The sequence below is a fragment of the Variovorax beijingensis genome (assembly GCF_003951285.1).
Taxonomy (GTDB): Bacteria; Pseudomonadota; Gammaproteobacteria; order Burkholderiales; family Burkholderiaceae_C; genus Variovorax; species Variovorax beijingensis.
In genome coordinates this window covers 239,698-262,906 of record NZ_RXFQ01000004.1, presented here as the reverse complement: position 1 = coordinate 262,906, position 23,209 = coordinate 239,698, and the positions used below count along the sequence as shown (strand labels likewise).

The window sequence follows — 23,209 nt, the reverse complement described above, 5'->3', positions numbered from 1 at the left end:
GGATTCACGGGCGGCGGAAGAGCAGCACCGAATTCGTGCCGCCGAATGCGAAGGAGTTGCTCATGGCCGCTTCGATATTTGGCGCGCTGGTGTCTGGCTGCGTGACGAGGTTCAGGCGGCAGGCCGGATCGACTTCGCTGCAGTTCGCATTCGGCGGCAACTGGCGGCGGTGCAGCGCCAGCACCGTGACCAGCGCCTCGATGGCGCCCGCGGCCCCGAGCATGTGGCCGTGCAGGGCCTTGGTGGAACTGACGCGCAGGCCGTCGAGATCGGCACCCCACACATCGGCCAATGCGTTGCGCTCGACCACGTCGCCGATGCGCGTGGCCGTGCCGTGCGCATTGCAGTAGCCCACGTCGCGCGGCGCGAGACCGGCCTGCCGCAGGGCCTGGCGCAGCGCGCGCGCCTGGCCGGGTGCGTCGGGCTTGGTGAGATGGGTGGCGTCGCTGCCGAGGCCCCAGCCGGCCAGCCTGGCGTAGCTGCGGGCGCCGCGGCCGCGCGCGCGTTCGGCGGATTCGAGCACCAGGAAGGCCGCGCCTTCGCCCAGTGCAAAGCCGCTGCGGTCGCTCGCGAAGGGCCGCACCGCGCCGGCCGCTTCGCCGGGCTGGAAGCTGGCCAGGGTCTGCATGGCCTGCCAGGCCAGCACCACGCCCGGCACGATCAGCGCTTCGCTGCCGCCGGCAATGGCCATGTCGACTTCGCCGCGCTCGATGGCCTTGGCCGCTTCGGCAATGGCCACCGACGACGAGGCGCAGGCGACCGAGTAGGTCAGCACCGGCCCCTGCACGCCCTGGCGCATGGCCACGTGGGCGGCGGGCGCGTTGGGCATGAAGGCGGGAATGGTGAGCGGAGACACCCGCCCGTTGCCGCGGTAGGCGGCCTCGAGCGCCGCGGCGCCGCCCATGCCGCAGCCGGCGTAGACGCCGACACGCTCGGGATCGGCGTCGTTGTGGGCGGCAAGACCGGCATCGCGCAGCGCGAGGTCGGCGGCGGCCACCGCGAGCTGGCTCACACGGTCGACGCCGGCGAGCTGCAGCTTGGTGAACCAGCGTGTTTCGTCGAAGGCCACCAAGGCCGCGGCGGCGGGCTTGGGCAGTTCGGGGAAGATCGGCCGGATGGCCGACTGGCCGTCGAGCAGGGCCTGGAACAGCGCGCCGGGCTCGTCGCCGTGCGGCGCCACGACGCCCAGTCCCGTGACGCAGACCTCGTGCTTCACGCTGTCTTCGCGGCCCTGACCTTGTCGACCAGCACCGCCAGCTCGTTCAGGGTGTCGATGTTGGCGTCTTCGTCGGGCATGGTGATGCCGAAGTGGTCTTCGATGGCAAACAGGAACTCGGCCAATGCCAGCGAGTCGAGCCCGCCGGTCTCGCGCATCGATGCGTTGGGGTCGAGTTTTGACGGTTCGATACCGTACTTCTCGTGGATCAGGTCCTGCAATTCCTTCAGCGAACTCATCGTGCGATGCCTGTTGTCGTGTGCCGGCCGCTGATCGATCGCCGCCCTCGGGGCGCGCCATGGGATCGACCCCTTCCTCGCTCGGCTTGTGGGTCAGTGATGGCCAATGATATCCGCTCCCACCAGGGTATTGCCTCGGCGCATGCCCTCCGGCCGCCAGCGCAGCGAAGGGAGCGCGAAGGCCATTCCCAGCAGCGCGCCGGCCAGTGCGTCGAGCACCACATGCTGCTTGACGGCCAGCGTCGAGTACGCAATGGCGGCAAACCACAGCCAGTTGGCAAGGCGAAGAAAGACCGGCGTGCGCGCCTCGCGCAGCACATGGTCCAGCCGGATGGCCGTGAAGATGGCCACGGCCACATGCATCGAGGGGCAGGCGTTGCCCGCGGCATCCACGCCCTGCAGCATCGCAAAGCCGGGATAGCCCGACACGTCGATGGCCAGCGGCGGTATCTGCGTCGGCCAGAAATAGAAGATGCCCAGCCCCGTCAGGCACAGCGCGCCGATCCACAGGCCGTAGACCACCAGCTCGCGGAAGTTCGGCTGCAGGCCGGGCGCGACGCCCACGTAGACCCACAGCGAGAGGTAGGCGCCCAGTGTGTAGGGCTGGAATGCAATCAGGTGGTCCAGCGCCGTGAGCGGCATCACCACGACCGGGTAGGCCGGGTTGCGCAGCATGTGGAAGTAGCCGATGAAGAAGAGCCACGTGAAGACCGTGGTGCCGATCGCCTTGAGCCAGAAGAGGCGGCGAATGCGCAGGCCGATGTCTGCGGTCCAGGTCTGGGGGCTGTGCGTTCGCGGAAGGGGCGCCATGGGAAGGTGGGTCGGTGGTCCGTGGTTTTCGTCGGCCGGCCGATCTTGCCAGAGCGCCGTGACTGTACGTGTACGGCGCAATTCAGGCGAGCGCGGCGGATCGCTTCCTGTGCTGGAAGGAAGTGGGCGAGCGTCCGGTGGCAGCCTTGAACATGGCGCAGAACGCGCTGTCGGTGGCATAGCCGCTGGCCGCCGCCACCTGGCTCACGGCCATGCCGCGCGCCAGCAGTGGCAGCGCATGCGCCATCACGGCCTGCTGCCGCCACTGCTGCCAGCTCATGCCGAGCTGGTCTCGGAACAGCCGCGCCACGGTGCGCTCGCTGGCGCCGATGGCGGCGGCGCGCTCGGCCAGCGTGGCGCGGTCGGCCGGGTTGCGCAGCAGCGTCTCGCACAGCTGGCGCAGCCGCTTGTCGGACGGCAGCGGCACGTCGATGCGGATCTGCGTGGCGCGCTCGAGTTCGTCCACCAGCAGCGGGGCGATCATGCGTTCGCGCTGCGGCGCGTGCGGGTCGGCCGGCGGCAGGCCGTCGGGCGTGGTGTCGAGCGCAAGCATCAGCGCGCGCAGCAGCGGGCTGATCTCGAGCACCTCGCATTTTTCCCAGGGCGGGCCGAGCCAGGCGTGCAGGTACACGGTGCGCAGTTCGGCATCCTCGATCAGCATGATGCTGTGCGGCATGTTGGCCGGCACCCAGACCGCGCGCGACGGCGGCACGATGTAGCTGCCGTCCTGCGTGCTGAGCCGGATCACGCCCCGGGTCGAGAAAGTGAGCTGCGGCCAGGGGTGCTGGTGCAGCTCGACGAAGGTGTCGGCGCTCAGGAAATGTTCCTTGGCGCGCAGCGGCCTGACCGCGTCGGGTGCGTAGAGATGCGGCGTGAGCGAGGCGACGCTGGTGACCGGGGAAGGGAGTGAAACGGCGCTTGGCATGGTTTCGACAAATGTTGTCGCTGTATCGCCATTCTGCCGCGGCGAGCGGGCATAGCATCGGTGCCTGCGCGGTTTTTTGTAGCAATCCATGTCTTCCCCTTCCTCCCCGACTGCCACCTCTTCCACCAGCTTGCGCGGCGACGCCCAGCTCATTGGCCTGGTCGGCCTGGCCCACGCCATCAGCCACTTCAGCCAGCTGATCCTGGCGCCGCTCTTCCCTTGGCTGAAAGACGCGTTCAACGTGAGCTACACCGAGCTGGGCGCGGTGCTGACGGTGTTCTTCGTGGTCTCGTGCATCGTGCAGGCGGCCTCGGGCTTCGTCGTCGACAAGCTGGGTCCGCGGCCGGTGCTGTTCGTGGGGCTGGGCGCGCTGGCCCTGGCGGCTTTCGGCTATGCGCTGGCACAGAGCTACTGGATGCTGCTGCTGTGCGCCGTCGTGGGCGGCATCGGCAACGGCGTGTTCCACCCGGTCGACTACACGCTCTTCAACCGCAAGGTGGCGCCGACGCGGCTTGGCCACGCCTACAGCGTGCACGGCATCACCGGCAGCCTCGGCTGGGCGCTGGCGCCGGCCTTCGTGGTGCCGATCGCCATCGCCTTTTCGTGGCGCGTGGCGCTGGCCTCGGCTGGTGCGCTGGCCATCGTGGTGCTGCTGGTGCTCTGGGCCTACCGCAGCGTGCTGGCGCTGGACGTGAAGGCGGTGCACAAGGCGACCGGGCACGGCGAGCCGGCACCCATCGGCGGCGAGTTCGACTTCCTGCGCATTCCGGCCGTGTGGATGTGCTTCGGCTTCTTTTTCTTCTATGCCGTCGTGATCAGCGTGGTGCAGACCTTCGCGCCGGTAGCGGCCGGCCACCTGCACGCGGTTCCGGTGGCGCTGGTGGCGGTGTGCCTCACGGTCTACATGGTGGCGAGCGCGGCCGGCATGGTGGCGGGCGGCTTCCTGGCCTCGGACCCGTCGCGCTGCGAACGCATCGTGGGCATCGGCTTCGGGGTGGCGGCCGCGCTGGCGCTGGTGCTGGCCTTTGCGCAGTTTCCGCCGGTGATGGTGCCGGTGCTGTTCGGCGCCATGGGGTTCGTGTCGGGCGTCGCGGGGCCCTCGCGCGACCTGCTGGTCAAGCGCTCGACGCCGCCGAACGCCACCGGCCGCGTCTACGGCGTGGTGTACGCGGGCCTGGACATCGGCCAGGCCCTGGCGCCGCTGGTGTTCGGCCGGTTGATGGACCATGGCCAGTACACGAGCGTGATCGCGGGCCTGGCGCTGGTGCAGGCCGTGCTGATTGCCAGCGCCTTCAACGTGACGCGGGTGCGCCGCACGGCGCTGGTGCCGGCCTCGGCTTGACAGCCGAGGCTGTGCGCTGCACGCGGCCGATATCATCGACCGCATGCAGGCCCTGTATGTGTATGTGATCGCCGGCGCCGTGCTGGCGGGTTTCGTGCAGGGCCTCTCGGGCTTTGCGTTCGGCCTGGTGGCGATGTCCGTCTGGGCCTGGATCCTGGAGCCGCAGCTGGCCGCCGTGCTCTCGCTGTTCGGCGCGCTCACCGGGCAGGTGATTGCCGCCGTCACGGTGCGCCGCGCTTTCGACCGGCATGTGCTGTGGCCGTTCGTGCTCGGCGGGCTGGTCGGCGTGCCCTTCGGCGTCTGGCTGCTGCCGCACCTCGACCTTGTGCTCTTCAAGGTCTGCCTCGGTGTGCTGCTGGTGCTGTGGTGCCCTGCGATGCTGATGTCGCAGCACCTGCCGAAGATCGCCTTCGGTGGACGCTTTGCGGATGGCATCGCCGGCACCATCGGCGGGGCCATGGCCGGCATCGGCGGCTTCTCCGGCACCATTCCCACGCTCTGGTGCACACTGCGCGGCTTCCAGCGCGACACGCAGCGCGCGGTGATCCAGAACTTCAACCTCTCGATGCTCGCGGTGGCGTTCGCGCTCCACCTCGCGAACGGCAGCATCGCGCGCTCGACGCTGCCGATGCTGGGGCTGGTGGCGCTGGCCGTCGCCGTGCCGGTGCTGCTGGGCGCGCGGCTCTACATCGGCATCAGCGAGGCGGCATTCCGCAAGCTGGTGCTGGGCCTGCTGACCGCCTCGGGCGCGGCGATGCTGGCCTCGGGAGTGCCTGCGCTGCTGCAGCGCGGCTGAGCCGCGGCAACTGCGTTCACGCCGTGGGCAGGATCTCGCGCACGCGCTCCCAGGGACGGCACATCAGCGTGCCGCGCGGCGAGACGACGATCGGGCGCTGCAGCAGGATCGGGTTCGCGGCGATGAAGTCGAACAGCTGGTCGTCGCTCCACTTCGGGTCGGCCAGCTTCAGTTCTTCGTAGGGCGCTTCCTTTGTGCGCAGCAGGTCGCGCGCGCCCAGGCCCATGGCCTTGGCCAATTCGCGCAGCTTCTTCTTCGAGGGCGGCGTCTCCAGGTACAGGACGATCTCGGGTTCCACGCCGCTCTCGCGGATCAGGCCCAGCACGTTGCGTGAGGTGCTGCAGTTGGGCTTGTGGAAGATGGTCATCGGATAGGCGGTGGTCGGGGTGCGTGCGGCCATGGCGTTGTCGTCAGTCTTTCTGCGTTTCCTGGTCCATCGTGAAGGGAAAGCGCGCCGCCCAGAAGTCGGCCAGGCGCGGATCGGCATCCACGCGCCGCACCACCCGGGCCATGCGTGGCGCCTCGCGGTAGAAGCGCCTGCGCTTCGGCGTCCAGCGCGACAGCACGGTCACGTAGAGATCGAGCATGCTGATCTTCTCGCCGAGCAGGTAGGGTGCGGGCTCTTCGATCTGCGTGTCCATCAGGTGCCAGCAGTGCGCAATGCGCTCGGCCGTGCGTTCGAGCATCACGGCCTGCGCCGCAGGATCGGGCGTGAAGCGCGTGGGGTCGTCGCGCACCCAGTAGAGCGAATAGATGGCCGCCGGCAGGTAGACCATCCATCGCAGGTAGCGCGCGCGCAGCGGATCGCCCGGCGCGGGGCAGAGGCCGGCTTCGGGATAGCGGTCGCCGAGCCAGATCAGGATGGCCGCGCTCTCGGTCATCACCTCGCCCGAAGGCAGCACGATCGCGGGCACCTGCCGCATCGGGTTGATGCCCGAGACGCGCTCGCGCTCGGATTCCCCCTCCCAGGGCGAGACGTCGACAGTGTCGACCTGCGCGCCGATCAGCGTCAGCGCCGCATGGACCGGCGTGGCGCCCGAGCCGGGCGCGCCGTAGAGGGTGTAGCGGTCGTTCGAAGAAGCGGATGAAGAAGCAGCCATCCGCCCAGATTACTGCAGCAGCGTGCCGCTTGTCACGCGGCCAGCAAGGCGTCGACCTTCTTCAGGCCTTCGAGCGTCTTCACGCAGGCCTCGGCCACTTCGGTGCCCTTGACGGCGAAGTGGCGGTGGAAGTACTTGCGGTGCTCCACATGCTCATGGAAATGGTGCGGCGTGAGCACGGCCGAGAAGATCGGCACGTCGGTCTCGAGCTGCAGCGACATCAGCGTGCTGACCACGGTGCCGGCCACGAACTCGTGGCGGTAGATGCCGCCATCCACCACCAGCGCGCAGCCCACGATGGCCGCGTACCTGCCCGAGTTGGCGAGCCGCTTGGCATGCAGCGGAATCTCGAAGGCGCCGGGCACGTCGAAGATGTCGATCAGCTCGCGCGCCACGCCGAGCCGCTCCATCTCGGCAAGGAAGGCGTCGCGCGCCTGGTGGACGATGTCGGAATGCCATTGCGCCTCGACAAAGGCGATGCGCTCGCCGCGCGGCTTGCCCGGCGTGTTGACGGCGGAAAGGGGAAGGTCGTTGATCTGACTCATGGTGTGCCTCTTGAAAGCAGGTTTCCTGAATCAGGGCGCACGAAACCGCAAGGCAGACTGCGCGCTCCAATGCAAAGCGCGCGGGCCGGCCCGCATTTCGCGCTCTCTTTCATCCGGACTGTGACCGTCGGCTTCGGAATTGCACCGATATCTGCTGACCCCGCAGCCCATTGCAGGCCTTGGGCGCTCGCGGGCTCGTGCGGCTCGTCTCTCGAAGAAGCCGCCATTACCGCCGGTGGGGAGTTTCGCCCCGCCCTGAGAACGCTTGCCGTCCGGCATGCCGGACGACGGTGCGATTCTAGGGGCGGCCGGCGGCGCTGGTTGTCGCCCGCGCGCCAGACCTTCGGCGGCGCGGGGGATTTTGGCTGCGCGCGGGATGCGTGCGGCTCAGCGCTTCGCGAGGAACTGCGTCATGCGATGCAGTTCGTCATCGAGCGCCGCGCGGAACACCGCATCGCGGGGCTTGCGGTCGGCATAGCCGAACGCGGGCTGCAGCCGGCCTTCGGGCGCGGTGATGTTGGCCCAGCCGATCACGCGCTCGTGCCAGAGCATCGGCAGCGCGTAGTAGCCGAGCTGCCGCTTCGGCGCCGGCGTGTAGGCCTCGAACTTGTACGTCCAGCCCCACAGCAGCTCGAAGCGGCGGCGGTCCCACACCACGGGGTCGAAGGGCGCGAGCAGGCGCACCTGATCGTCGGGCGCATGGCGCCGCGAGGCCGGGTTCTCATCGCCGGGCCAGTACCAGGTGGTGCCGTCGATGCGGCAACCCGCGAGTCGTTCGTCGCGCGCCAGGCGCAGCGCGGCCTGCGTCTGCGCCGACAGATGCGGCGCACCGTAGCCGAGCAGCCGCACGAGATAGGTCAGGCTCGCGGCCGGCAGCGGCGCGTACTTGCGCACCACCAGGTCGATCAGCGCGGCGGCGCGTTGCGCGCGGCCGGCGGGGCTGTCGTCGGCCGGCACATGCGTCACGGCCTCGTAGACGCGCGTGCCGCTGTCGCGCCGCACCACGCGCAGCATGCCGCGGTAGTGCAGGCCGTCGAGCAGCCGCGTCGTCGCATTGCTCGAGCCGCCCCAGTAGTTCTTGACGCTGCCGTGCGCAAAGTGCTGTTCGACTTCGCGCGGATGGACCGGCCCGCGCTCGCGCACGAAGGCCAGCACGTCGGCCGCCTTGCGGCGGGTGTCCGCGTCCCACGGCTGCCTGGCTTCGCGCGGATGCATCAGCGCCAGGTGCTCGCGCGGCAAAAAGCCGTAGTTGACGAGGCAGTCTTCCTCGATGGCGAGGCGGGTATACCGGCTTTCGAGATCGCCCGCGCGGTAGTCCTTTACACGGTGGCGCAAGGTCAGGTCCTGCGCGCGCGCGGGGGCGCGGATCGGGTCGGCCTGCACGAAGCCGAGCCGGCGGATCGCGCCTGGCAGCGTCGTCGGCTTGAAGAGGGTGCGCGCTATGGCGTAGCGGCGCAGGTCGTCGAGGGTCGGGGTAGCCATGGGCGGATTGCAGCACAAGTGGGCGCTGCTGTTCGGGGCGCGGTTCGGGCGGCTTTGTTCAGGGCGCGCTCCCGCCGACGGGGGCATTCGCGGAGGGAGTCTCCGGGGGCCTGTGCACGCGCCCCGAATACGCCGTCCGCAAACGGAATTCAAACGGCTTGCTTGTGCCGCTCGATGCACACGTCGAGTGTTTCGCTTCCGGCCCGCTGCCACCAGTCGAGATTCGAAAAGATCTCGACCTCGCTAAAGCCCGCGAAACCTGCAGCTTCGACCCAGCCTCGAATTTTCTTGAGCTCGACCACGCCGTCGCCCATCATCCCGCGGTCGGAGAGCAGGTCGCGCGTGGGCGTGAGCCAGTCGCAGACGTGGTACGCCAACAGGCGCTCGCGTCCGGCACGTGCGATCTGCTGCTGCAGCTTCGGGTCCCACCAGACGTGATAGATGTCGAGCGCCACGCCCAGCATGCCGCTCTTGCCCGCGTCGAGCTCGTCGCAGATGTCGAGCGCGTGTTCGAGCGTGTTGATGCAGGCGCGGTCGGCCGCCTGCATGGGGTGCAGCGGCTCGATGGCCAGCGGCATGCCGACTTCGCGCGCGTATTCGAGCGATGCGGCAATGCCTTCGCGCACCTCGCCGCGCGCGCGGGCGATGTCCTTGTGGGCGGGCTTGCCCTCGAGCGCGCCGGGCAGGGCGCCGACCACCAGCACGAGGCAGGGCGCATCGAGCGTCTTGGCCTCGTCGATGGCGCGGCGGTTGTCGTCGAGCGCGGCCTGGAGGCCCGCTGCGTCGGCCGCCGGAAAGAAGCCGCCTCGGCAGTAGCCCGAAAGGCCGATGCCGTGCGCCTTCAGCTGCTTTGCGATCTTGTCGAGCCCGACCGCCGCCACCTGGTCGCGCCAGGGGCTGATTGCGCGGATGCCGCGCTCGGCGCACTGGTCGATGATGCGGTCCAGTGGCACCTCGGCGCCCAGTTGCTTGCGGATGGTGGCAGTGTTGATCGACAGCCAGTCGTGGTTCTGCGAGAAGTCACGCATGAGCGGGCTCAGCCTTCCACGCCGTGCAGCGCAAGCAGCGTCTTCATGCGCCGCACAGCCAGCTCCGGCTGCTCCAGCAGGTTGGCCGCATCGGCCAGCCGGAACAGCTTGGCGAAGTGCTGCAGCGAGCGCGTGCTCTGCTGGCCGCCCACCATGGTGAAGTGCTTCTGGTGGCCGTTGAGCCAGGCCATGAACACCACGCCGGTCTTGTAGAAGCGCGTGGGCGCCGCAAAGATGTGGCGCGACAGCGGCACCGTCGGGCCGAGGATCGTGTGGAACTTCTCGGTGTTGCCTTGCGCCAATGCGCCCAGTGCAGCGCTCGCCGCGGGTGCGATGGCGTCGAAGATGCCGAGCAGCGCGTCGCTCTGGCCGTGTGTCGGCTCATCGCCAAAGCCGTCGCCGGCGATCAGTTCGGCGTAGTTGAAGTCGTCGCCCGTGTACATGCGAACGCCCGGCGGCAGGCGCCGGCGCATCGCGATTTCCTTTTCCTTGTCGAGCAGCGAGATCTTGATGCCGTCGACCTTGTCGGGATGCGCCGCGATGATGCCGATCGCGGTGTCCATCGCGGCGTCGACGTCTTTCGTGCCCCAGTAGCCGGCCAGCGCCGGATCGAACATCTCGCCCAGCCAGTGCAGCACGACCGGCTGCCTGGCCTGCGACAGGATGCGGTCGTACACGCGCTCGTAGTCGGCGGGGCTCTTCGCCACGCGCGCCAGCGCACGGCTGGCCATCACGATCAGCTTGCCGCCGAGCGCCTCGATGGCCGCCATCTGCTCTTCGTAGCCGCGGATGACGTCGTCGACGCTCTTCACGTCGTCGAGGTTCAAGTGGTCGGTGCCGCAGCCCGAGGCCACCAGCGCGCCGGGCACGTCCTTCGCCGCGTCGAGCGAACGGCGGATCAGCTCGAGCGAGGTCGGCCAGTCCAGGCCCATGCCGCGCTGCGCGGTGTCCATCGCCTCGGCCACGCCCAGGCCCAGCGAGAACAGGTGGCGGCGGTAGGCGATGGTCGCGTCCCAGTCGACGGCGGCCTGCAGCCACGGGTCGACCGCGGCCAGCGGGTCGGCCACCACGTGCGCGGCCGAGTAGGCGATGCGGTTGAACTTCACGCCCGCAGCGGGCTTCACCGGCACGGTGCCGCGCAGGGCGTAGGGCGCGAGCGAGCCGCTCGTGGAGGGAAGGGTCAGCGTCAGTGCCATGGCTTGTTCTTCTTCAGACCTTCAGCGCGGGCACGTCGACCCAGCGGCGATCCTTCCACGACTCCAGCGCGGCCTCGACCAGCTGCACGCCCTTGGCGCCTTCGGGCAGCGTCCACTTGTAGGGCTCGTTCTCGACCACGTGGCGAATGAAGTGCTCCCACTGGATCTTGAAGCCGTTGTCGTAGACCTGCGAATCCGGGATCTCCTGCCACTGGTCGAAGAAGTTCATCGTCTGCTTCTCGTCCGGGTTCCACACCGGGCGCGGCGTGGCCACACGCGACTGGGCGCGGCAGCTCGACAGGCCCGCCACGGCCGAGCCGTCGGTGCCGTCGACATGGAAGGTCACGAGGTCGTCGCGGCGCACGCGCGTGACCCAGCTCATGTTGATCTGCGCGATCACCGGCTCGCCGTTGTGGCCCGTGAGTTCGCAGGTGGCGTAGGCCGCGTCGTCGGCGGTGGCTTCGTAGGGCTTGCCGGCTTCGTCCCAGCGCTTGGGGATGTGGGTGGCGCCAATGCACGACACCGACTTCACCTCGCCGAACAGGTTGTCCAGCACATAGCGCCAGTGGCACATCATGTCCAGGATCATGCCGCCGCCGTCTTCCTTGCGGTAGTTCCAGCTCGGGCGCTGGATGGGCTGCAGGTCGCCCTCGAACACCCAGTAGCCGAACTCCAGTCGCACGCTGAGCATGCGGCCGAAGAAGCCCGCGCGGCGCAGCATGTCGAGCTTGCGCAGGCCCGGCAGGAAGAGCTTGTCCTGCACCGCGCCGTGCTTCAGGCCCGAGCCTTCGGCCAGGCGCGCGATCTCCACCGCTTCGTTCAGGTTGGTCGCGATGGGCTTCTCGCAGTAGACGTGCTTGCCGGCGCGGATGGCCTTGGCCAGCAGCGTAGGGCGCATCTGCGTGGTGCCGGCGTCGAAGAAGATGGTGTCGTCCTTGTTGGCCAGTGCCGCGTCGAGGTCGGTGCCCCAGCGCGCAATGTTGTGGGCCTTGGCGAGTGCTTCCATCTTCTCGGCGTTGCGGCCGATGAGGATCGGGTCGGGCATGGCCTTGTCGCCGTTCGACAGCGTGACGCCGCCCTGCGCGCGGATCGCGCAGATGGAGCGGATCAAATGCTGGTTCATGCCCATGCGTCCGGTGACGCCGTGCATGATGATTCCGAGTCGTTGTGTAGCCATGTCTTCAGCTGAAAGAGGGTTGGAGAGAGAAAGAGAAGGAATTACTGCGCCGGCGTCAGACCGGCGGCCTTGACCAGCGTCGCGTTGGACTTGATTTCGTCCTTGATGTAGGCGTCGAACTGCTCGGGCTTGAGCGTCCACGCATCGGCGCCGAGCTTCAGGAAGCGTTCCTTGACCTCGGGCGAAGCCAGCGCCTTCACGACTTCCTCGTTGAGGCGGTTGACGATGTCGCGCGGCGTCTTGGCCGGCGCCATCATGCCGATCCAGAAGTTGAACTCGGAGCCGGGCACGCCGGCCTCGGTGGTGGTCGGCACGTCGGGCAGGGCGGCGGCGCGCTTGGGCGAGCCCACCGCCAGTGCGAGCAGCTGGCCGTCCTTGATCTGGCCGATGACCGGCGCGATGGGCGAGAAGTAGTAGTCGACCCGGCCCGACAGCACTTCGGTCACGGCCTCGGCCGAACCCTTGAACGGGATGTTGGTCGCATCGATCTTTGCGGCCAGCTTGAACTTTTCGGCGTTGAGGTGGGTCGCGCTGCCCTGGCCCGCGGACGCGAAGTTGATGGTGCCCGGCTTGGCCTTGGCCGCCGCGACCAGCTCCTGCAGCGTCCTGATGCCCTTGGCGGGCGAGATCACCAGTGCGTTGGGCAGCGACGAGATCGGCGTCACGCCGGCGAAGTCGTTCACCGTGTCGAAAGGCAGCTTTGCGAAGGTGGAGGGGCTGACCGTGTGCGACGACGAGTGGATCATGATCGTGTAGCCGTCCGGCGCGGCCGTGGCCACCGCCTGCTGGCCGATGGTGCCGCTGGCGCCGCCGCGGTTGTCCACCACCAGCGTCTGGCCCATGCTCTGGCCCATCTTGTCGGCAATGGCGCGCGCAATGATGTCGGTGGTGCTGCCGGCCGCGAACGGCACGATCACGCGGATCGGCTTGTTGGGATACCCGTTCTGCGCCGACGCCAGACTTGGCATCAGGGCGGCGAGGCAGGTGAGCGTGGCCAGTGCGGTGGTGCGTACAAGTTGCTTCATGGTTGTCTCCGTGCGGGTGGGCCGCCTTGTCTTGTCGATTAATTCACCATTAAGTGAATTAGAGATTCTAGAAAGGCCGCCTCTGCAGCGCAACCGCTGCGAATTGGTAGATACCCGGAGAAGCTGGAGCCTGCCCGCGGACTCAGTGCAGGACGTAGCCCAGCACGAGGTCGGTCATGTGCGAGAGGCGCTGCGCCATGGCCTTGGGTGCGCGCAGGTCACGGCCGAAGACGGCCGACAGCGTGTGGTTGTTCGAGAGGTAGAAGTAGCACAGCGAGGCGATCGAGATGTAGAGCTGCACCGGGTCCACCCCGGCGCGGAACAGCTTGTCGCGCTTGCCGCGTTCGAGCACCGTGTCGAGCAACTGCACCAGCGGCGAGTTCATTTCCTGGATGCGTTCGGAGCGCTTCAGGTGCGCCGCGCAATGCAGGTTCTCGCTGTTCAGCAGCGTGATGAACTCGGGGTGCTCCAGGTAGTAGTGCCAGGTGAACGAAACCAGCTGGCGGATGGCCTCGACCGGGTCGATCTCGTCCAGGTGCAGCTGCTGCTCGGCCTCCCGGATGTCGGCGTAGGTGCGTTCGAGCACCGCGAGGAACAGGTCGTCCTTGCTGCCGAAGTAGTAGTAGATGAGGCGCTTGTTCAGGCCTGCGCGCTCGGCGATGCTGTCCATGCGCGCGCCGGCCAGGCCGCGCTGGGCGAATTCGTCGCGCGCTGACGCAAGGATGGCGAGTTGCGAGCGGTCGGCATCGCGCGAGCGCGGCTCGGCCGTTTCAGGCAAGGGATCCTTGGCGGCTTTCATGGCGCGAATTTAACCATCTGGTGAATTAACGCAAGGCGTTGGGAGCGGGCGCACATAATTGCCGGAGACATTGCAGCTGAGGTTCGACTTCCCATGAGTACATCACAACCGGCCGGCCACCTGATCGTCGAATGCCTGGTCGGGCAGGGCATGGAGATCGCGTTCGGCGTGCCGGGCGAGAGCTTCCTGGCGGTGCTCGACGGCTTTCATGCGTACCGCGAGCGGGCCCGCTTCATCGTCAACCGGCAGGAGGGCGGCGCGGCCTTCATGGCCGAGGCGCACGGCAAGCTCACGGGGCGCCCGGGCGTGTGCTTCGTGACGCGCGGGCCGGGCGCCACCAACGCATCGATCGGCGTGCACACCGCGTTCCAGGATTCGACGCCGATGGTGCTGTTCGTCGGCGACGTCGGCAGCGACTTCCGCGACCGCGAAGCCTTCCAGGAGGTCGACTACGGCAGCTTCTTCGGCCCGGGCACCAAGGGCTTTGCCAAGCGCGTGGAGCGCATCGACGACGCGAATCGCATCCCCGAATACGTGGCGCGCGCCTTTGCCACTGCAATGAACGGCCGTCCGGGGCCGGTGGTGCTGGTGCTGCCCGAGGACATGCTGCGCAGCCAGACCGCGGCGCGGCCCCTGAAGCGCGTGGAGGCGGTCCAGCCGTGGAGCGACCCGGGGGCACTGCGCACGCTGCGCGAGTTGCTGCTGAAGTCCGAGCGGCCGCTGGTGATCGCGGGCGGCGGCGGCTGGACGGCGCAGGCCGCGCAGGCGCTGCAGCGCTTCGCCGAAAACTGGCGGCTGCCGGTGGCCAATGCCTTCCGCTTCCAGGACACCTTCGACAACCACCATCCGCTGTACGCGGGCGACGTCGGGATTGCGATCAACCCCAAGCTCGCGCAGCGCGTCAAGGATGCCGACCTGATCCTTGCCATCGGCCCGCGCCTCGGCGAGATGACCACCGGCGGCTATACGCTGCTCGAGGCACCGAAGGCCAGGCAAAGGCTGGTGCACATCCACGCCAGCGCCGAGGAACTCAACCGCGTCTACCAGGCCGACCTGGCCATCAATGCCGGCATGAGCGCCGCCGCGCGCAGCCTGGAGGTGCTGAGCGCACCGCCCACGCTGCCATGGGAAGAATGGGCGGCGCAGGCCCATGCGGACTATGAGTCGAACCTCGAGCCGCAGGCGCTCGCCGGCATGCCGGCCGAAACGCCGCGCGGCCCGGTCGACATGGCGGCGGTCGTCGCGCTGCTGCAAAAGCACCTGCCGCCCGATGCGGCCATCACCAACGGCGCCGGCAACTTCGCGAGCTGGGTGCACCGCTACTTCCGCTACCACGGCCTGGCAAAGGGCCACAAGACGCAGCTGGCACCCACCAGCGGCGCGATGGGCTACGGCGTGCCGGCGGGCATCGCGGCCAACCTGGCGACGGGACGCGTGGCCTTCACGATTGCGGGCGACGGCGATTTTCTGATGACCGGGCAAGAGCTCGCGACCGCTGTGCAACATGGAGGCAAGAGCATCATCGTGCTGCTGAACAACGGCATGTTCGGCACCATCCGCATGCACCAGGAGCGCGAGTATCCCGAGCGCGAGAGCGGCACCGCGCTGCGCAACCCCGACTTTTGCGGCCTCGCGCGGGCCTACGGCTACGCGGCCGAGCGCGTGACGGAAACCGCGCAGTTCGAGGCCGCGCTGCTGCGCGCGCTGGCGGCCGATACAGGCACGCTGATCGAGATCCCGCTGGACCCCGAGGTGATCACCACGCGCGGCACGCTGGGCTCGATCAGGCGCGTGGCTCAGCAGCAGCAGGAGCGGAGCCGATGAGCGCCGCGCGATGGCGGGCCACCTTGTCGCGCAGGGCGGGCGAGCGCAACTCAAACACCTCGAAGAGGCCGAGTGCTTCGAGGGTGGGCAGCAACGCGACCAGGTCGCGTTCGGCAGCTTGCCTTGCCTCGGCGCTCGCGCCCGGGTCCTGCAGCAATTGCACGTTCGCGAGAAAGGCGGCGACCGATCCCTTGCGCAACGGGAGTCCGTTTCTGGTGACGAAATCCTGTCCGTCGGGCAAAACATCCTGGGCTTGCATGAGCGTTCCTTTGAAGGCGTCGGGAAGATGGACCCGATGCTAGGCGGCGGTGCGCCCTGCGGCTTGCGGCGCGGGGCCAATCGATACCTCGGGTGGGCCAGGCATGGCGGCTGAGGCACCGGTCAGGCTCTGGATCAACGCCTCGGAGGGGCCGCGCGCCACCGGCTATCACGCGCACGAGACCGGGCAGCTGTTCGCCCCTTGCGCGAGGGCTTGCAGGTCATCGAGACGCCGTCGGGGCGCTGGGTGCAGCCGCCCGGGTGGATCGGCTGGATCGCACCGCGCTGCGCGCATGCGGCGCAGAGCTTCAGTGCCACCACGGGGTGGAGCCTGCACGTCGACCCGTCGATGGCGGCGGGCCGGCCAGGCGGTCCGCACGTGTTCGCCACGACGCCGCTGATCCAGGCACTGGTCGATCGGCTGGCATCGCTCGATGCTTCGCAGGCAGTTTTCGAAGAACGGCGCGTGCGCCTTGCCGCCGTGCTGATCGACGAACTCGCCGCGTGCGCAACGCCGTCGCTCCATCTGCCGATGCCGCACGACGAGCGCCTGGCGGCGATGGCCGCGGCGCTTGCGAACGATCCAGCGGTGTCCGACACCATCGACCAATGGGCGGATCGCATCGGCATGGCGCGCCGCACGCTCACGCGCCGCTTCGCCCGCGAGACCGGATTGAGCTTTGTACAGTGGCGGCAGCAGGCGCGCCTGCTGAAGGCCATCGAGCTGCTGAGCCTCGGCGAATCGGTCACGGCCGCTGCATTGACGGTCGGCTACAGCTCGGTGAGCGCCTTCATCGAGACCTTTCGCAAGAACTTCGGCTGCACGCCGGCGCGCTTCTTCGAGGAAGCTGCGACGTTGCCGCAGGCAAAAAAAAGCCGGCATGAGCCGGCTTTTTGATGCGGGAGCGTGAGGCCCCTGAGCGCTTACTTGACGTGCTTGCCGATCAGCGCGGCCAATTCGAACATCGACACTTGCGGCTTGCCGAAGATTTCCTTCAGCTTGGCGTCGGCGTTGATGTTGCGCTTGTTGGCCTTGTCCTGCAGGTTGTTCTTCTTGATGTAGTCCCACAGCTTGCTCACGACTGCGGTGCGCGGCAGAGGCGTCGAGCCCACAACGGCGGCAAGTGCCGGGCTGGGGGTCAGGGCCTTCATGAACGCGGCGTTGGGCGTGCGCTTCTTGGCGGGTGCGGCCTTCTTTGCAGGAGCCTTCTTCGCCGGTGCAGCCTTCTTCGCAGGAGCCGCAGCCTTCTTTGCGGGAGCAGCCTTCTTGGCCGGTGCGGCCTTCTTCGCAGGAGCCGCAGCCTTCTTTGCGGGAGCGGCCTTCTTTGCCGGAGCTTTCTTGGCCGGAGCCTTCTTTGCAGTTGCCATGGTTGATTTCCTTTTTTGGTTAAACAGTCACCAATGAAAAACTTGCGTCTCCAGTGGCATTGCGGATGCTAAAGGAGAAAAAACGCGTTTCCAAGGGAAAAAGAGCTTTTTTCATTGGGAGTTGTTGTTTTTTCAGAGGGGAGAACCCGCGGTTTTCAGCTTCGGCGTGTGGGCCAGGTCGCCAGCACCACGCCAACGAGTGCGAGAGCGAACGCAAGCAGCTGCGCCGCGGAGAGGCTTTCGCCGAGCACCAGCACGCCCACGAGGGCCGCGCTCACGGGCAGCATCACGGCAAAAACACCGGCCTGCGCAGCGGGCACATGGCGCAATCCGGTCATCCAGAGCCACACGGTCCAGATGCTCGCTGCAAGCGCATAGGCCACGAGCAGTGCCCAGGTGCCCAGGCGCACCGCCGTGAAGTCGAACTGCAGTGCGAACCAGATGCCGAAGGGCATCGACAGCACGAAGCCCCAGAGGTTGATGAGCGAGGAGATCCGCTTGGGGCCGAGGCGGCCGGTGAGCGACTTGCCGATCACCGCGTAGGCGGTTTCGCAAAGCACCGCGCAGAAGACGAGCAGGTTGCCGAGCCAGGGCATCGAAGGCGAAGCGGCGCCGTTGTTGCCCGCTGCGGGTGCATGCGCCGGCGCAAGCGCCAGCAGGCCGATGCCGATCGCAGCGCAGCCGATGGCCAGGCCGATGCGCACCGTGATGCGCTCGCGCAGGAAGAGCCAGCTCGCGACCGCCACGGCCGCCGGGATGGAAGCCATGATCACGCCGGCTGACACCGCGCTCGTCAGGCTCACGCCGAACAGCATGCAGATCGAGAACAGGAAGTTGCCGAGGAACGATTCGAGAAAGACCAGCCCGCGCGTGCGTGCGCTCATCGGCGGCTCGCCCGGTGCGCGCCGCAGCCAGTGCGGCATGGCCAGCGCCGCGATGCCGAAGCGCAGCCAGGCAAGCAGCAGCACGGGGAAGGCCGCCACCAGCGGCTTGGAAAGGGCGACGTAGCCGCCGACGAGCGACATGCTCAGGGCCAGGCAACCATAGGCCAGCAGGCGGCTGGCGGGAGCAGCGGTGTTCAATAGACTGGACGGCTTGTTGCAACGATGGATTCGATGATGCCCCAATCCCCCGAGCCCGATGGCGCGCCGGACGCAAGCGCGCAGCGCCACGTCTTTGTCTACGGCACCCTGCGCCGCGGCGGGCGCAACGACATCGCTCGCTATTGGCCCGCGCCGGTCCGCGTGGCCGACGCAAGCATTGCCGCCACGCTGTACGACCTGGGCGCCTATCCCGGCGCGGTGCTCGGCGGGCAGCGGCGCGTCGTCGGCGAGATCTACCGCATCGCGCCCCGGGTGGAGGCCGAGCTCGACCGGCTCGAAGGCGTCACCGACGACGGCTGCGGCGAGTACATCCGCCGCCACGTGGTCGTGGAAGCGGGCGCGCAGCGCTTCGAATGCCTGGTCTACGAGATCCACCCGTCGCGCATCGAAGGGCGTGAGGTGATCGACAGTGGCGACTGGATGGCGCATGCCGCGGCCAGATGAGACGTTCTCGGTGCTCGGTTTTCACGCCTGAAAGATTGATTGCACATTGCGAAAAGAGTGGCTGCTGCGGCGCAATATTTTTTCTCAATATGAGAAAAATAATTTTGCATTGAGAAATGTCTGCATAAGTTATTGATTTGTATGGATTAAAAATATGTCTTCTATAAGACATAAGAGTCTGACTTCGGTTTAGAGTAGCTCTACGGCCGCAGCGCCCGATCCTTTCAATCAACCTCACGGAGTGACCATGCCCCAGACCCTCACCGAACAATTGAGCCGCGAACAGCAAATTGCCGCCCTCGAGAAAGAATGGGCCACCAACCCCCGCTGGAAGGGCATCAAGCGCGGCTACAGCGCGGCCGACGTGGTTCGCCTTCGCGGCTCCTTCCCCATCGAGCACACGCTCGCGCGCCGCGGCGCCGAGAAGCTCTGGGAGCTGGTGAACAACGAGCCCTACGTCAATTGCCTCGGCGCGCTCACGGGCGGCCAGGCCATGCAGCAGGTGAAGGCCGGCGTGAAGGCGATCTACCTGTCGGGCTGGCAGGTTGCAGCGGACGCCAACACCTACTCGTCGATGTACCCCGACCAGTCGCTGTACCCGGTGGACTCGGTGCCGACCGTGGTCGAGCGCATCAACAACACCTTCCGCCGCGCGGACGAAATCCAGTGGTCCAAGAACGTGAACCCCGGCGACAAGGGCTATGTCGACTACTTCGCGCCCATCGTCGCTGACGCCGAAGCCGGCTTCGGCGGCGTGCTGAACGGCTTCGAACTCATGAAGGCCATGATCAAGGCCGGCGCCGGCGGCGTGCACTTCGAAGACCAGCTCGCCTCGGTCAAGAAGTGCGGCCACATGGGCGGCAAGGTGCTCGTGCCCACCACCGAGGCCGTGCAGAAGCTCATCGCCGCGCGCATGGCCGCCGACGTCTGCGGCACGCCGACGCTCGTGATTGCCCGCACCGACGCTGAAGCCGCCGACCTCATCACCAGCGACTACGACGAGAACGACAAGCCTTTCCTCACCGGTGAACGCACCGCCGAAGGCTTCTACAAGACGAAGAAGGGCATCGACCAGGCCATCAGCCGCGCCATCGCCTACGCCCACTACGCCGACCTGGTGTGGTGCGAAACCGGCACGCCCGACCTCGAGTTCGCCAAGCGGTTTGCCGACGCAGTCCACAAGGTGCACCCCGGCAAGATGCTGGCCTACAACTGCTCGCCGTCCTTCAACTGGAAGAAGAACCTCGACGACGCGACCATTGCCAAGTTCCAGAAGGAACTCGGCGCCATGGGCTACAAGTACCAGTTCATCACGCTGGCCGGCATCCACTCGATGTGGTTCAACATGTTCGACCTGGCGCAAGACTACGTGCAGCGCGGCATGTCGGCCTACGTCGAGAAGGTGCAGGAGCCCGAGTTCGCGGCGCGCGATCGCGGTTACACCTTCGTGTCGCACCAGCAGGAAGTGGGCACCGGCTACTTCGACGAGGTGACCACGGTCATCCAGGGCGGCAAGTCCAGCGTCACGGCGCTGACCGGCTCGACCGAGGAAGAGCAGTTCCACTGATCCGCTGAATACGCCAGTACAAGACGATTCGCTGTCACCTTCGAGCCCGGCCGAGCGCCGGGCTTTTTTTTGCCGGCGCCCGCCAAGACCTCGCGCCGATGGGCCCGGCGGGCAGCGGATAGAATTGCGGCCTCTGCACCCAACAAGAGCGAGAAAGGCACCTTGGTTATGACACCGCGAACTACTCCGCAAGGATTCAGCGGCTTTTTCTTCGTCTCCGAAGAAAAGGGCCGGTAGCCCGCGCTCGCTGGTTTCTTCCAGCTCTCATCCCAAGCAAAGCGCGGCCAGTCACCGCGCTTTTTGTTTTTCGCCCGAGGTTTTCCATGATCCAGATCACGCTTCCCGACAACTCGCGCCGCGAGTTCCCCGGCCCGGTTTCGGTGGCCGAAGTTGCCCAGTCCATCGGACCCGGGCTCGCCAAGATGACGGTGGCCGGCAAGGTCGACGGCAAGCTCGTCGATGCCAGCGACGTCATCGACCGCGACGCCAGGCTCCAGATCATCACGCCCAGGGACGACGAGGGCCTGGAAATCATCCGCCACTCGACGGCCCACCTGGTCGGCCACGCCGTGAAGCAGCTCTATCCGGCGGCCAAGATGGTCATCGGGCCCGTGATCGAGGAGGGCTTCTACTACGACATCTCCTTCGAGCGCCCCTTCACGCCCGAGGACATGGCCGCCATCGAGGCGCGCATGCGCGAGCTCATTGCGCAGGACTACGACGTGGTCAAGAAGATGACGCCGCGCGCCGAAGTCATCGAGGTCTTCAAGTCGCGCGGCGAGGACTACAAGCTGCGCCTCGTCGAGGACATGCCCGACGAGCAGGCCATGGGGCTGTACTACCACCAGGAATACGTCGACATGTGCCGCGGCCCGCACGTGCCGAACACGCGCTTCCTGAAGGTCTTCAAGCTCACGAAGCTCGCCGGCGCCTACTGGCGCGGCGACGCCAAGAACGAGCAGCTGCAGCGCATCTACGGCACGGCCTGGGCCGACAAGAAGCAGCTCGACCAGTACATCCAGCGCATCGAGGAGGCCGAGAAGCGCGACCACCGCAAGCTGGGCAAGGAGCTGGACCTCTTCCACATCGACGAAGTGGCGCCGGGCGTGGTGTTCTGGCACCCCAAGGGCTGGGCCCTGTGGCAGGCGGTGGAGCAGTACATGCGCGGCATCTACCGCGACACGGGCTACTGGGAAGTGAAGGGGCCGCAGATCCTCGACAAGAGCCTGTGGGAGAAGACGGGCCACTGGCAGAACTACCGCGACAACATGTTCACGACGGAGTCGGAAAAGCGCGAATACGCGCTCAAGCCGATGAACTGCCCGGGCCATGTGCTGATCTTCAAGAGCGACCTGCGCAGCTACCGCGACCTGCCGCTGCGCTACGGCGAATTCGGCCAGTGCCACCGCAACGAGCCCAGCGGCGCGCTGCACGGCATCATGCGCGTGCGCGGCTTCACGCAGGACGACGGCCACATCTTCTGCACGGAAGACCAGATCCTCGAAGAGTGCGTGGCCTACACGGCGCAACTGCAGAAGGTCTATGCCGACTTCGGCTTCACGGACATCCTCTACAAGGTGGCCACGCGGCCCGACAACCGCGTGGGCTCCGACGAGCTCTGGGACAAGGCCGAGCACGCGGTGATGGAGGCGCTGCGCCGTTCGGGCGTCGACTTCATCATCTCGCCCGGCGACGGTGCCTTCTACGGCCCCAAGATCGAATACACGCTGAAGGACGCGCTCGGCCGCCAGTGGCAGTGCGGCACGATGCAGGTCGACTTCAACACGGCCGAGCGCCTGGGCGGCGAGTACGTCACGGAAACGAGCGGCCGCGCGCACCCGGTCATGCTGCACCGCGCCATCGTCGGCAGCCTCGAGCGCTTCATCGGCATGCTGATCGAACACCATGCCGGCGCGCTGCCCGCATGGCTCGCTCCGGTGCAGGTGGCGGTGCTCAACATCAGCGAAGGACAGGCCGACTACGCCGCTTCAGTGGCGAAAACGCTGCAGAATCAAGGGCTTAGGGTCCAGCTGGATCTGCACAACGAGAAGATTACGTATAAAATACGCAAGCATTCGTTGCAAAAGCTTCCCTACATCCTTGTCGTGGGCGACAAAGAGAAGGAAGCTGGTGCCGTCGCAGTGCGCGCCCGGGGCAATCAAGACCTCGGTGCAATGTCCCTCGAATCGTTCGTGCAACGGCTCGTCCAGGATGTTGCTGACAAGCGTTGATTTGTCCCGGAAGCGCCCTCATATGTGCTTCTCGCCCAAATCATGCCGCTTGTCCGCGAGGACTGACCCGGCTTCCGCTACAGATTTTGTAGCAATTTTTGAAGGATTCTGACCATCGCTACTGCATTTCGCGACCGCCGCCACCGCGAGGAACGCCAACACCGCCTGAACCGGGAAATCATGGCCCCGGAAGTCCGCCTTGTAGGCCCGGAAAACGAGCCATTGGGTGTTATGAGTCTCTCCGAGGCCTTGCGCCTCGCCGGTGAGGCTGACGTGGATCTGGTAGAGGTCGTTGCCGCGGCCAATCCGCCCGTGTGCCGTCTGATCGAGTACGGCAAGTTCAAGTACCACGAGCAGAAGAAGGCGGCCGAGGCCAAGTCGAAGCAGAAGGTCATCGAGGTCAAGGAAATCAAGTTCCGCCCCGGTACCGACGACGGCGACTACAACATCAAGATGCGCAACATCAAGCGCTTTCTTGAAGAGGGCGACAAATGCAAGATCACGCTGCGCTTCCGCGGCCGCGAGATCACGCACCAGGAGCTCGGTCTGGCGTTGCTGCAGCGAATCCGCGATGAGCTGGGCGACCTGATCGTCGTGGAGCAGTTTCCCAAGCTCGAAGGCCGGCAGATGATCATGATGATCGCGCCGGGCCGCAAGAAGCCGGGCGGCGGTGGTGCCGCAAAGCCGGCTTCTTCGGAAGCTTCGGCGCCCGCGGCGGCCTGAAAAGGCTGCCA

The 23,209-nt window shown here is 67.0% G+C and carries 24 protein-coding genes and 1 riboswitch; of the genes, 8 read left to right on the top strand and 16 right to left on the bottom strand.

Going from position 1 to position 23,209, the window contains the following annotated elements; genetic code table 11:
* Nucleotides 1-4: 4 nt before the first annotated feature.
* The 4 genes from EJO66_RS08600 to EJO66_RS08585 all read right to left on the bottom strand — a co-directional run bounded on the left by EJO66_RS08600 (nt 5) and on the right by EJO66_RS08585 (nt 3,190).
* A complete protein-coding gene (locus EJO66_RS08600) occupies nt 5-1,216 on the bottom strand; it encodes a beta-ketoacyl-[acyl-carrier-protein] synthase family protein (protein WP_125965028.1) in 1,212 nt (403 codons plus the stop codon).
* Complete coding sequence (locus EJO66_RS08595; RefSeq protein ID WP_012746984.1) at nt 1,213-1,455, bottom strand: acyl carrier protein; 243 nt, start codon at nt 1,453-1,455, stop codon at nt 1,213-1,215. The genes EJO66_RS08600 and EJO66_RS08595 overlap by 4 nt, the downstream gene beginning before the upstream one ends.
* A gap of 93 nt (nt 1,456-1,548) precedes the next feature.
* Complete coding sequence (locus EJO66_RS08590; protein ID WP_125965027.1) at nt 1,549-2,265, bottom strand: phosphatase PAP2 family protein; 717 nt, start codon at nt 2,263-2,265, stop codon at nt 1,549-1,551.
* A gap of 82 nt (nt 2,266-2,347) precedes the next feature.
* Entirely contained in the window at nt 2,348-3,190 is an 843-nt protein-coding gene (locus EJO66_RS08585; protein WP_124959313.1) for an AraC family transcriptional regulator, read from the bottom strand.
* An 88-nt stretch (nt 3,191-3,278) separates the two neighbouring features.
* Between EJO66_RS08585 and EJO66_RS08580 the strand changes: the two genes are divergently transcribed.
* Both EJO66_RS08580 and EJO66_RS08575 read left to right on the top strand, forming a co-directional pair.
* Entirely contained in the window at nt 3,279-4,532 is a 1,254-nt protein-coding gene (locus tag EJO66_RS08580; RefSeq protein ID WP_124959314.1) for an MFS transporter, read from the top strand.
* 43 nt (nt 4,533-4,575) lie between these two features.
* A complete protein-coding gene (locus EJO66_RS08575) occupies nt 4,576-5,328 on the top strand; it encodes a sulfite exporter TauE/SafE family protein (protein ID WP_124959315.1) in 753 nt (250 codons plus the stop codon).
* A gap of 16 nt (nt 5,329-5,344) precedes the next feature.
* On the opposite strand, the gene arsC is transcribed toward EJO66_RS08575, so the two are convergent.
* From arsC to EJO66_RS08530, 9 genes are all read right to left on the bottom strand, one after another.
* Complete coding sequence (gene arsC, locus EJO66_RS08570; RefSeq protein WP_124959316.1) at nt 5,345-5,728, bottom strand: arsenate reductase (glutaredoxin); 384 nt, start codon at nt 5,726-5,728, stop codon at nt 5,345-5,347.
* A 10-nt stretch (nt 5,729-5,738) separates the two neighbouring features.
* Nucleotides 5,739-6,428 (bottom strand): glutathione S-transferase family protein, encoded by a 690-nt coding sequence (locus tag EJO66_RS08565; protein ID WP_125965026.1) that lies wholly within the window; start codon nt 6,426-6,428, stop codon nt 5,739-5,741.
* A gap of 32 nt (nt 6,429-6,460) precedes the next feature.
* Nucleotides 6,461-6,973, bottom strand: a complete 513-nt coding sequence (locus EJO66_RS08560) for a 6,7-dimethyl-8-ribityllumazine synthase (protein WP_125965025.1) — start codon at nt 6,971-6,973, stop codon at nt 6,461-6,463.
* A gap of 97 nt (nt 6,974-7,070) precedes the next feature.
* Nucleotides 7,071-7,240, bottom strand: a riboswitch (FMN riboswitch).
* Nucleotides 7,241-7,360: 120 nt separating this feature from the next.
* Nucleotides 7,361-8,455, bottom strand: a complete 1,095-nt coding sequence (locus EJO66_RS08555; protein ID WP_125965024.1) for a DNA glycosylase AlkZ-like family protein — start codon at nt 8,453-8,455, stop codon at nt 7,361-7,363.
* Between the two features lie 149 nt (nt 8,456-8,604).
* Nucleotides 8,605-9,483, bottom strand: a complete 879-nt coding sequence (locus EJO66_RS08550) for a sugar phosphate isomerase/epimerase family protein (RefSeq protein ID WP_125965023.1) — start codon at nt 9,481-9,483, stop codon at nt 8,605-8,607.
* Nucleotides 9,484-9,491: 8 nt separating this feature from the next.
* A complete protein-coding gene (locus EJO66_RS08545) occupies nt 9,492-10,679 on the bottom strand; it encodes a dihydrodipicolinate synthase family protein (protein ID WP_125965022.1) in 1,188 nt (395 codons plus the stop codon).
* A gap of 13 nt (nt 10,680-10,692) precedes the next feature.
* Complete coding sequence (locus tag EJO66_RS08540) at nt 10,693-11,856, bottom strand: Gfo/Idh/MocA family protein (protein ID WP_125965021.1); 1,164 nt, start codon at nt 11,854-11,856, stop codon at nt 10,693-10,695.
* A gap of 41 nt (nt 11,857-11,897) precedes the next feature.
* A complete protein-coding gene (locus EJO66_RS08535) occupies nt 11,898-12,881 on the bottom strand; it encodes a tripartite tricarboxylate transporter substrate binding protein (protein ID WP_125965020.1) in 984 nt (327 codons plus the stop codon).
* Between the two features lie 142 nt (nt 12,882-13,023).
* Nucleotides 13,024-13,680 carry a TetR/AcrR family transcriptional regulator gene (locus EJO66_RS08530; protein ID WP_125965019.1) on the bottom strand — a complete coding sequence of 219 codons (657 nt, stop codon included), beginning with the start codon at nt 13,678-13,680 and terminating at the stop codon, nt 13,024-13,026.
* Nucleotides 13,681-13,773: 93 nt separating this feature from the next.
* On the opposite strand from EJO66_RS08530, the gene EJO66_RS08525 reads away from it, so the two are divergent.
* Nucleotides 13,774-15,504 carry a thiamine pyrophosphate-binding protein gene (locus EJO66_RS08525; protein ID WP_125965018.1) on the top strand — a complete coding sequence of 577 codons (1,731 nt, stop codon included), beginning with the start codon at nt 13,774-13,776 and terminating at the stop codon, nt 15,502-15,504.
* Here the strand turns inward: EJO66_RS08525 and EJO66_RS08520 are convergent.
* Nucleotides 15,464-15,763: a hypothetical protein gene (locus EJO66_RS08520; RefSeq protein ID WP_125965017.1), complete on the bottom strand. Its 300-nt coding sequence runs from the start codon at nt 15,761-15,763 to the stop codon at nt 15,464-15,466. The genes EJO66_RS08525 and EJO66_RS08520 overlap by 41 nt on opposite strands.
* Nucleotides 15,764-15,964: 201 nt before the next feature.
* Here EJO66_RS08520 and EJO66_RS08515 point away from each other — a divergent pair, with 201 nt between their 5' ends.
* Nucleotides 15,965-16,660 (top strand): AraC family transcriptional regulator, encoded by a 696-nt coding sequence (locus tag EJO66_RS08515; protein ID WP_240648547.1) that lies wholly within the window; start codon nt 15,965-15,967, stop codon nt 16,658-16,660.
* 26 nt (nt 16,661-16,686) lie between these two features.
* On the opposite strand, the gene EJO66_RS08510 is transcribed toward EJO66_RS08515, so the two are convergent.
* Together EJO66_RS08510 and EJO66_RS08505 are read right to left on the bottom strand one after the other, a co-directional pair.
* Nucleotides 16,687-17,130 carry an SWIB/MDM2 domain-containing protein gene (locus EJO66_RS08510; protein WP_012747003.1) on the bottom strand — a complete coding sequence of 148 codons (444 nt, stop codon included), beginning with the start codon at nt 17,128-17,130 and terminating at the stop codon, nt 16,687-16,689.
* 155 nt (nt 17,131-17,285) lie between these two features.
* The gene (locus EJO66_RS08505; RefSeq protein ID WP_125965016.1) at nt 17,286-18,212 is read right to left on the bottom strand and encodes a DMT family transporter; all 927 of its coding nucleotides are present in this window, start codon (nt 18,210-18,212) and stop codon (nt 17,286-17,288) included.
* A gap of 36 nt (nt 18,213-18,248) precedes the next feature.
* On the opposite strand from EJO66_RS08505, the gene EJO66_RS08500 reads away from it, so the two are divergent.
* From EJO66_RS08500 to infC, 4 genes are all read left to right on the top strand, one after another.
* The gene (locus EJO66_RS08500) at nt 18,249-18,677 is read left to right on the top strand and encodes a gamma-glutamylcyclotransferase family protein (RefSeq protein ID WP_240648558.1); all 429 of its coding nucleotides are present in this window, start codon (nt 18,249-18,251) and stop codon (nt 18,675-18,677) included.
* Nucleotides 18,678-18,924: 247 nt separating this feature from the next.
* Entirely contained in the window at nt 18,925-20,244 is a 1,320-nt protein-coding gene (aceA, locus tag EJO66_RS08495) for an isocitrate lyase (RefSeq protein WP_012747006.1), read from the top strand.
* 323 nt (nt 20,245-20,567) lie between these two features.
* Nucleotides 20,568-22,475 (top strand): threonine--tRNA ligase, encoded by a 1,908-nt coding sequence (gene thrS, locus EJO66_RS08490; RefSeq protein WP_125965014.1) that lies wholly within the window; start codon nt 20,568-20,570, stop codon nt 22,473-22,475.
* 105 nt (nt 22,476-22,580) lie between these two features.
* A complete protein-coding gene (gene infC / locus EJO66_RS08485) occupies nt 22,581-23,198 on the top strand; it encodes a translation initiation factor IF-3 (protein WP_124959330.1) in 618 nt (205 codons plus the stop codon).
* Nucleotides 23,199-23,209: the final 11 nt, after the last annotated feature.

What these genes read in the sequence shown, in the direction of transcription:
- EJO66_RS08590 (WP_125965027.1), bottom strand. Translation starts at nt 2,265, where the DNA reads ATGGCGCCCCTTCCGCGAACGCACAGCCCCCAGACCTGGACCGCAGAC.
- EJO66_RS08550 (WP_125965023.1), bottom strand. Translation starts at nt 9,483, where the DNA reads ATGCGTGACTTCTCGCAGAACCACGACTGGCTGTCGATCAACACTGCC.
- EJO66_RS08545 (WP_125965022.1), bottom strand. Translation starts at nt 10,679, where the DNA reads ATGGCACTGACGCTGACCCTTCCCTCCACGAGCGGCTCGCTCGCGCCC.
- EJO66_RS08525 (WP_125965018.1), top strand. Translation starts at nt 13,774, where the DNA reads ATGAGTACATCACAACCGGCCGGCCACCTGATCGTCGAATGCCTGGTC.
- aceA (WP_012747006.1), top strand. Translation starts at nt 18,925, where the DNA reads ATGCCCCAGACCCTCACCGAACAATTGAGCCGCGAACAGCAAATTGCC.
- thrS (WP_125965014.1), top strand. Translation starts at nt 20,568, where the DNA reads ATGATCCAGATCACGCTTCCCGACAACTCGCGCCGCGAGTTCCCCGGC.
- EJO66_RS08520 (WP_125965017.1), bottom strand. Translation starts at nt 15,763, where the DNA reads ATGCAAGCCCAGGATGTTTTGCCCGACGGACAGGATTTCGTCACCAGA.
- EJO66_RS08535 (WP_125965020.1), bottom strand. Translation starts at nt 12,881, where the DNA reads ATGAAGCAACTTGTACGCACCACCGCACTGGCCACGCTCACCTGCCTC.
- EJO66_RS08510 (WP_012747003.1), bottom strand. Translation starts at nt 17,130, where the DNA reads ATGGCAACTGCAAAGAAGGCTCCGGCCAAGAAAGCTCCGGCAAAGAAG.
- EJO66_RS08555 (WP_125965024.1), bottom strand. Translation starts at nt 8,455, where the DNA reads ATGGCTACCCCGACCCTCGACGACCTGCGCCGCTACGCCATAGCGCGC.
- EJO66_RS08565 (WP_125965026.1), bottom strand. Translation starts at nt 6,428, where the DNA reads ATGGCTGCTTCTTCATCCGCTTCTTCGAACGACCGCTACACCCTCTAC.
- EJO66_RS08595 (WP_012746984.1), bottom strand. Translation starts at nt 1,455, where the DNA reads ATGAGTTCGCTGAAGGAATTGCAGGACCTGATCCACGAGAAGTACGGT.
- EJO66_RS08540 (WP_125965021.1), bottom strand. Translation starts at nt 11,856, where the DNA reads ATGGCTACACAACGACTCGGAATCATCATGCACGGCGTCACCGGACGC.
- EJO66_RS08500 (WP_240648558.1), top strand. Translation starts at nt 18,249, where the DNA reads ATGCCCCAATCCCCCGAGCCCGATGGCGCGCCGGACGCAAGCGCGCAG.
- EJO66_RS08530 (WP_125965019.1), bottom strand. Translation starts at nt 13,680, where the DNA reads ATGAAAGCCGCCAAGGATCCCTTGCCTGAAACGGCCGAGCCGCGCTCG.
- EJO66_RS08560 (WP_125965025.1), bottom strand. Translation starts at nt 6,973, where the DNA reads ATGAGTCAGATCAACGACCTTCCCCTTTCCGCCGTCAACACGCCGGGC.
- EJO66_RS08585 (WP_124959313.1), bottom strand. Translation starts at nt 3,190, where the DNA reads ATGCCAAGCGCCGTTTCACTCCCTTCCCCGGTCACCAGCGTCGCCTCG.
- EJO66_RS08580 (WP_124959314.1), top strand. Translation starts at nt 3,279, where the DNA reads ATGTCTTCCCCTTCCTCCCCGACTGCCACCTCTTCCACCAGCTTGCGC.
- arsC (WP_124959316.1), bottom strand. Translation starts at nt 5,728, where the DNA reads ATGGCCGCACGCACCCCGACCACCGCCTATCCGATGACCATCTTCCAC.
- EJO66_RS08575 (WP_124959315.1), top strand. Translation starts at nt 4,576, where the DNA reads ATGCAGGCCCTGTATGTGTATGTGATCGCCGGCGCCGTGCTGGCGGGT.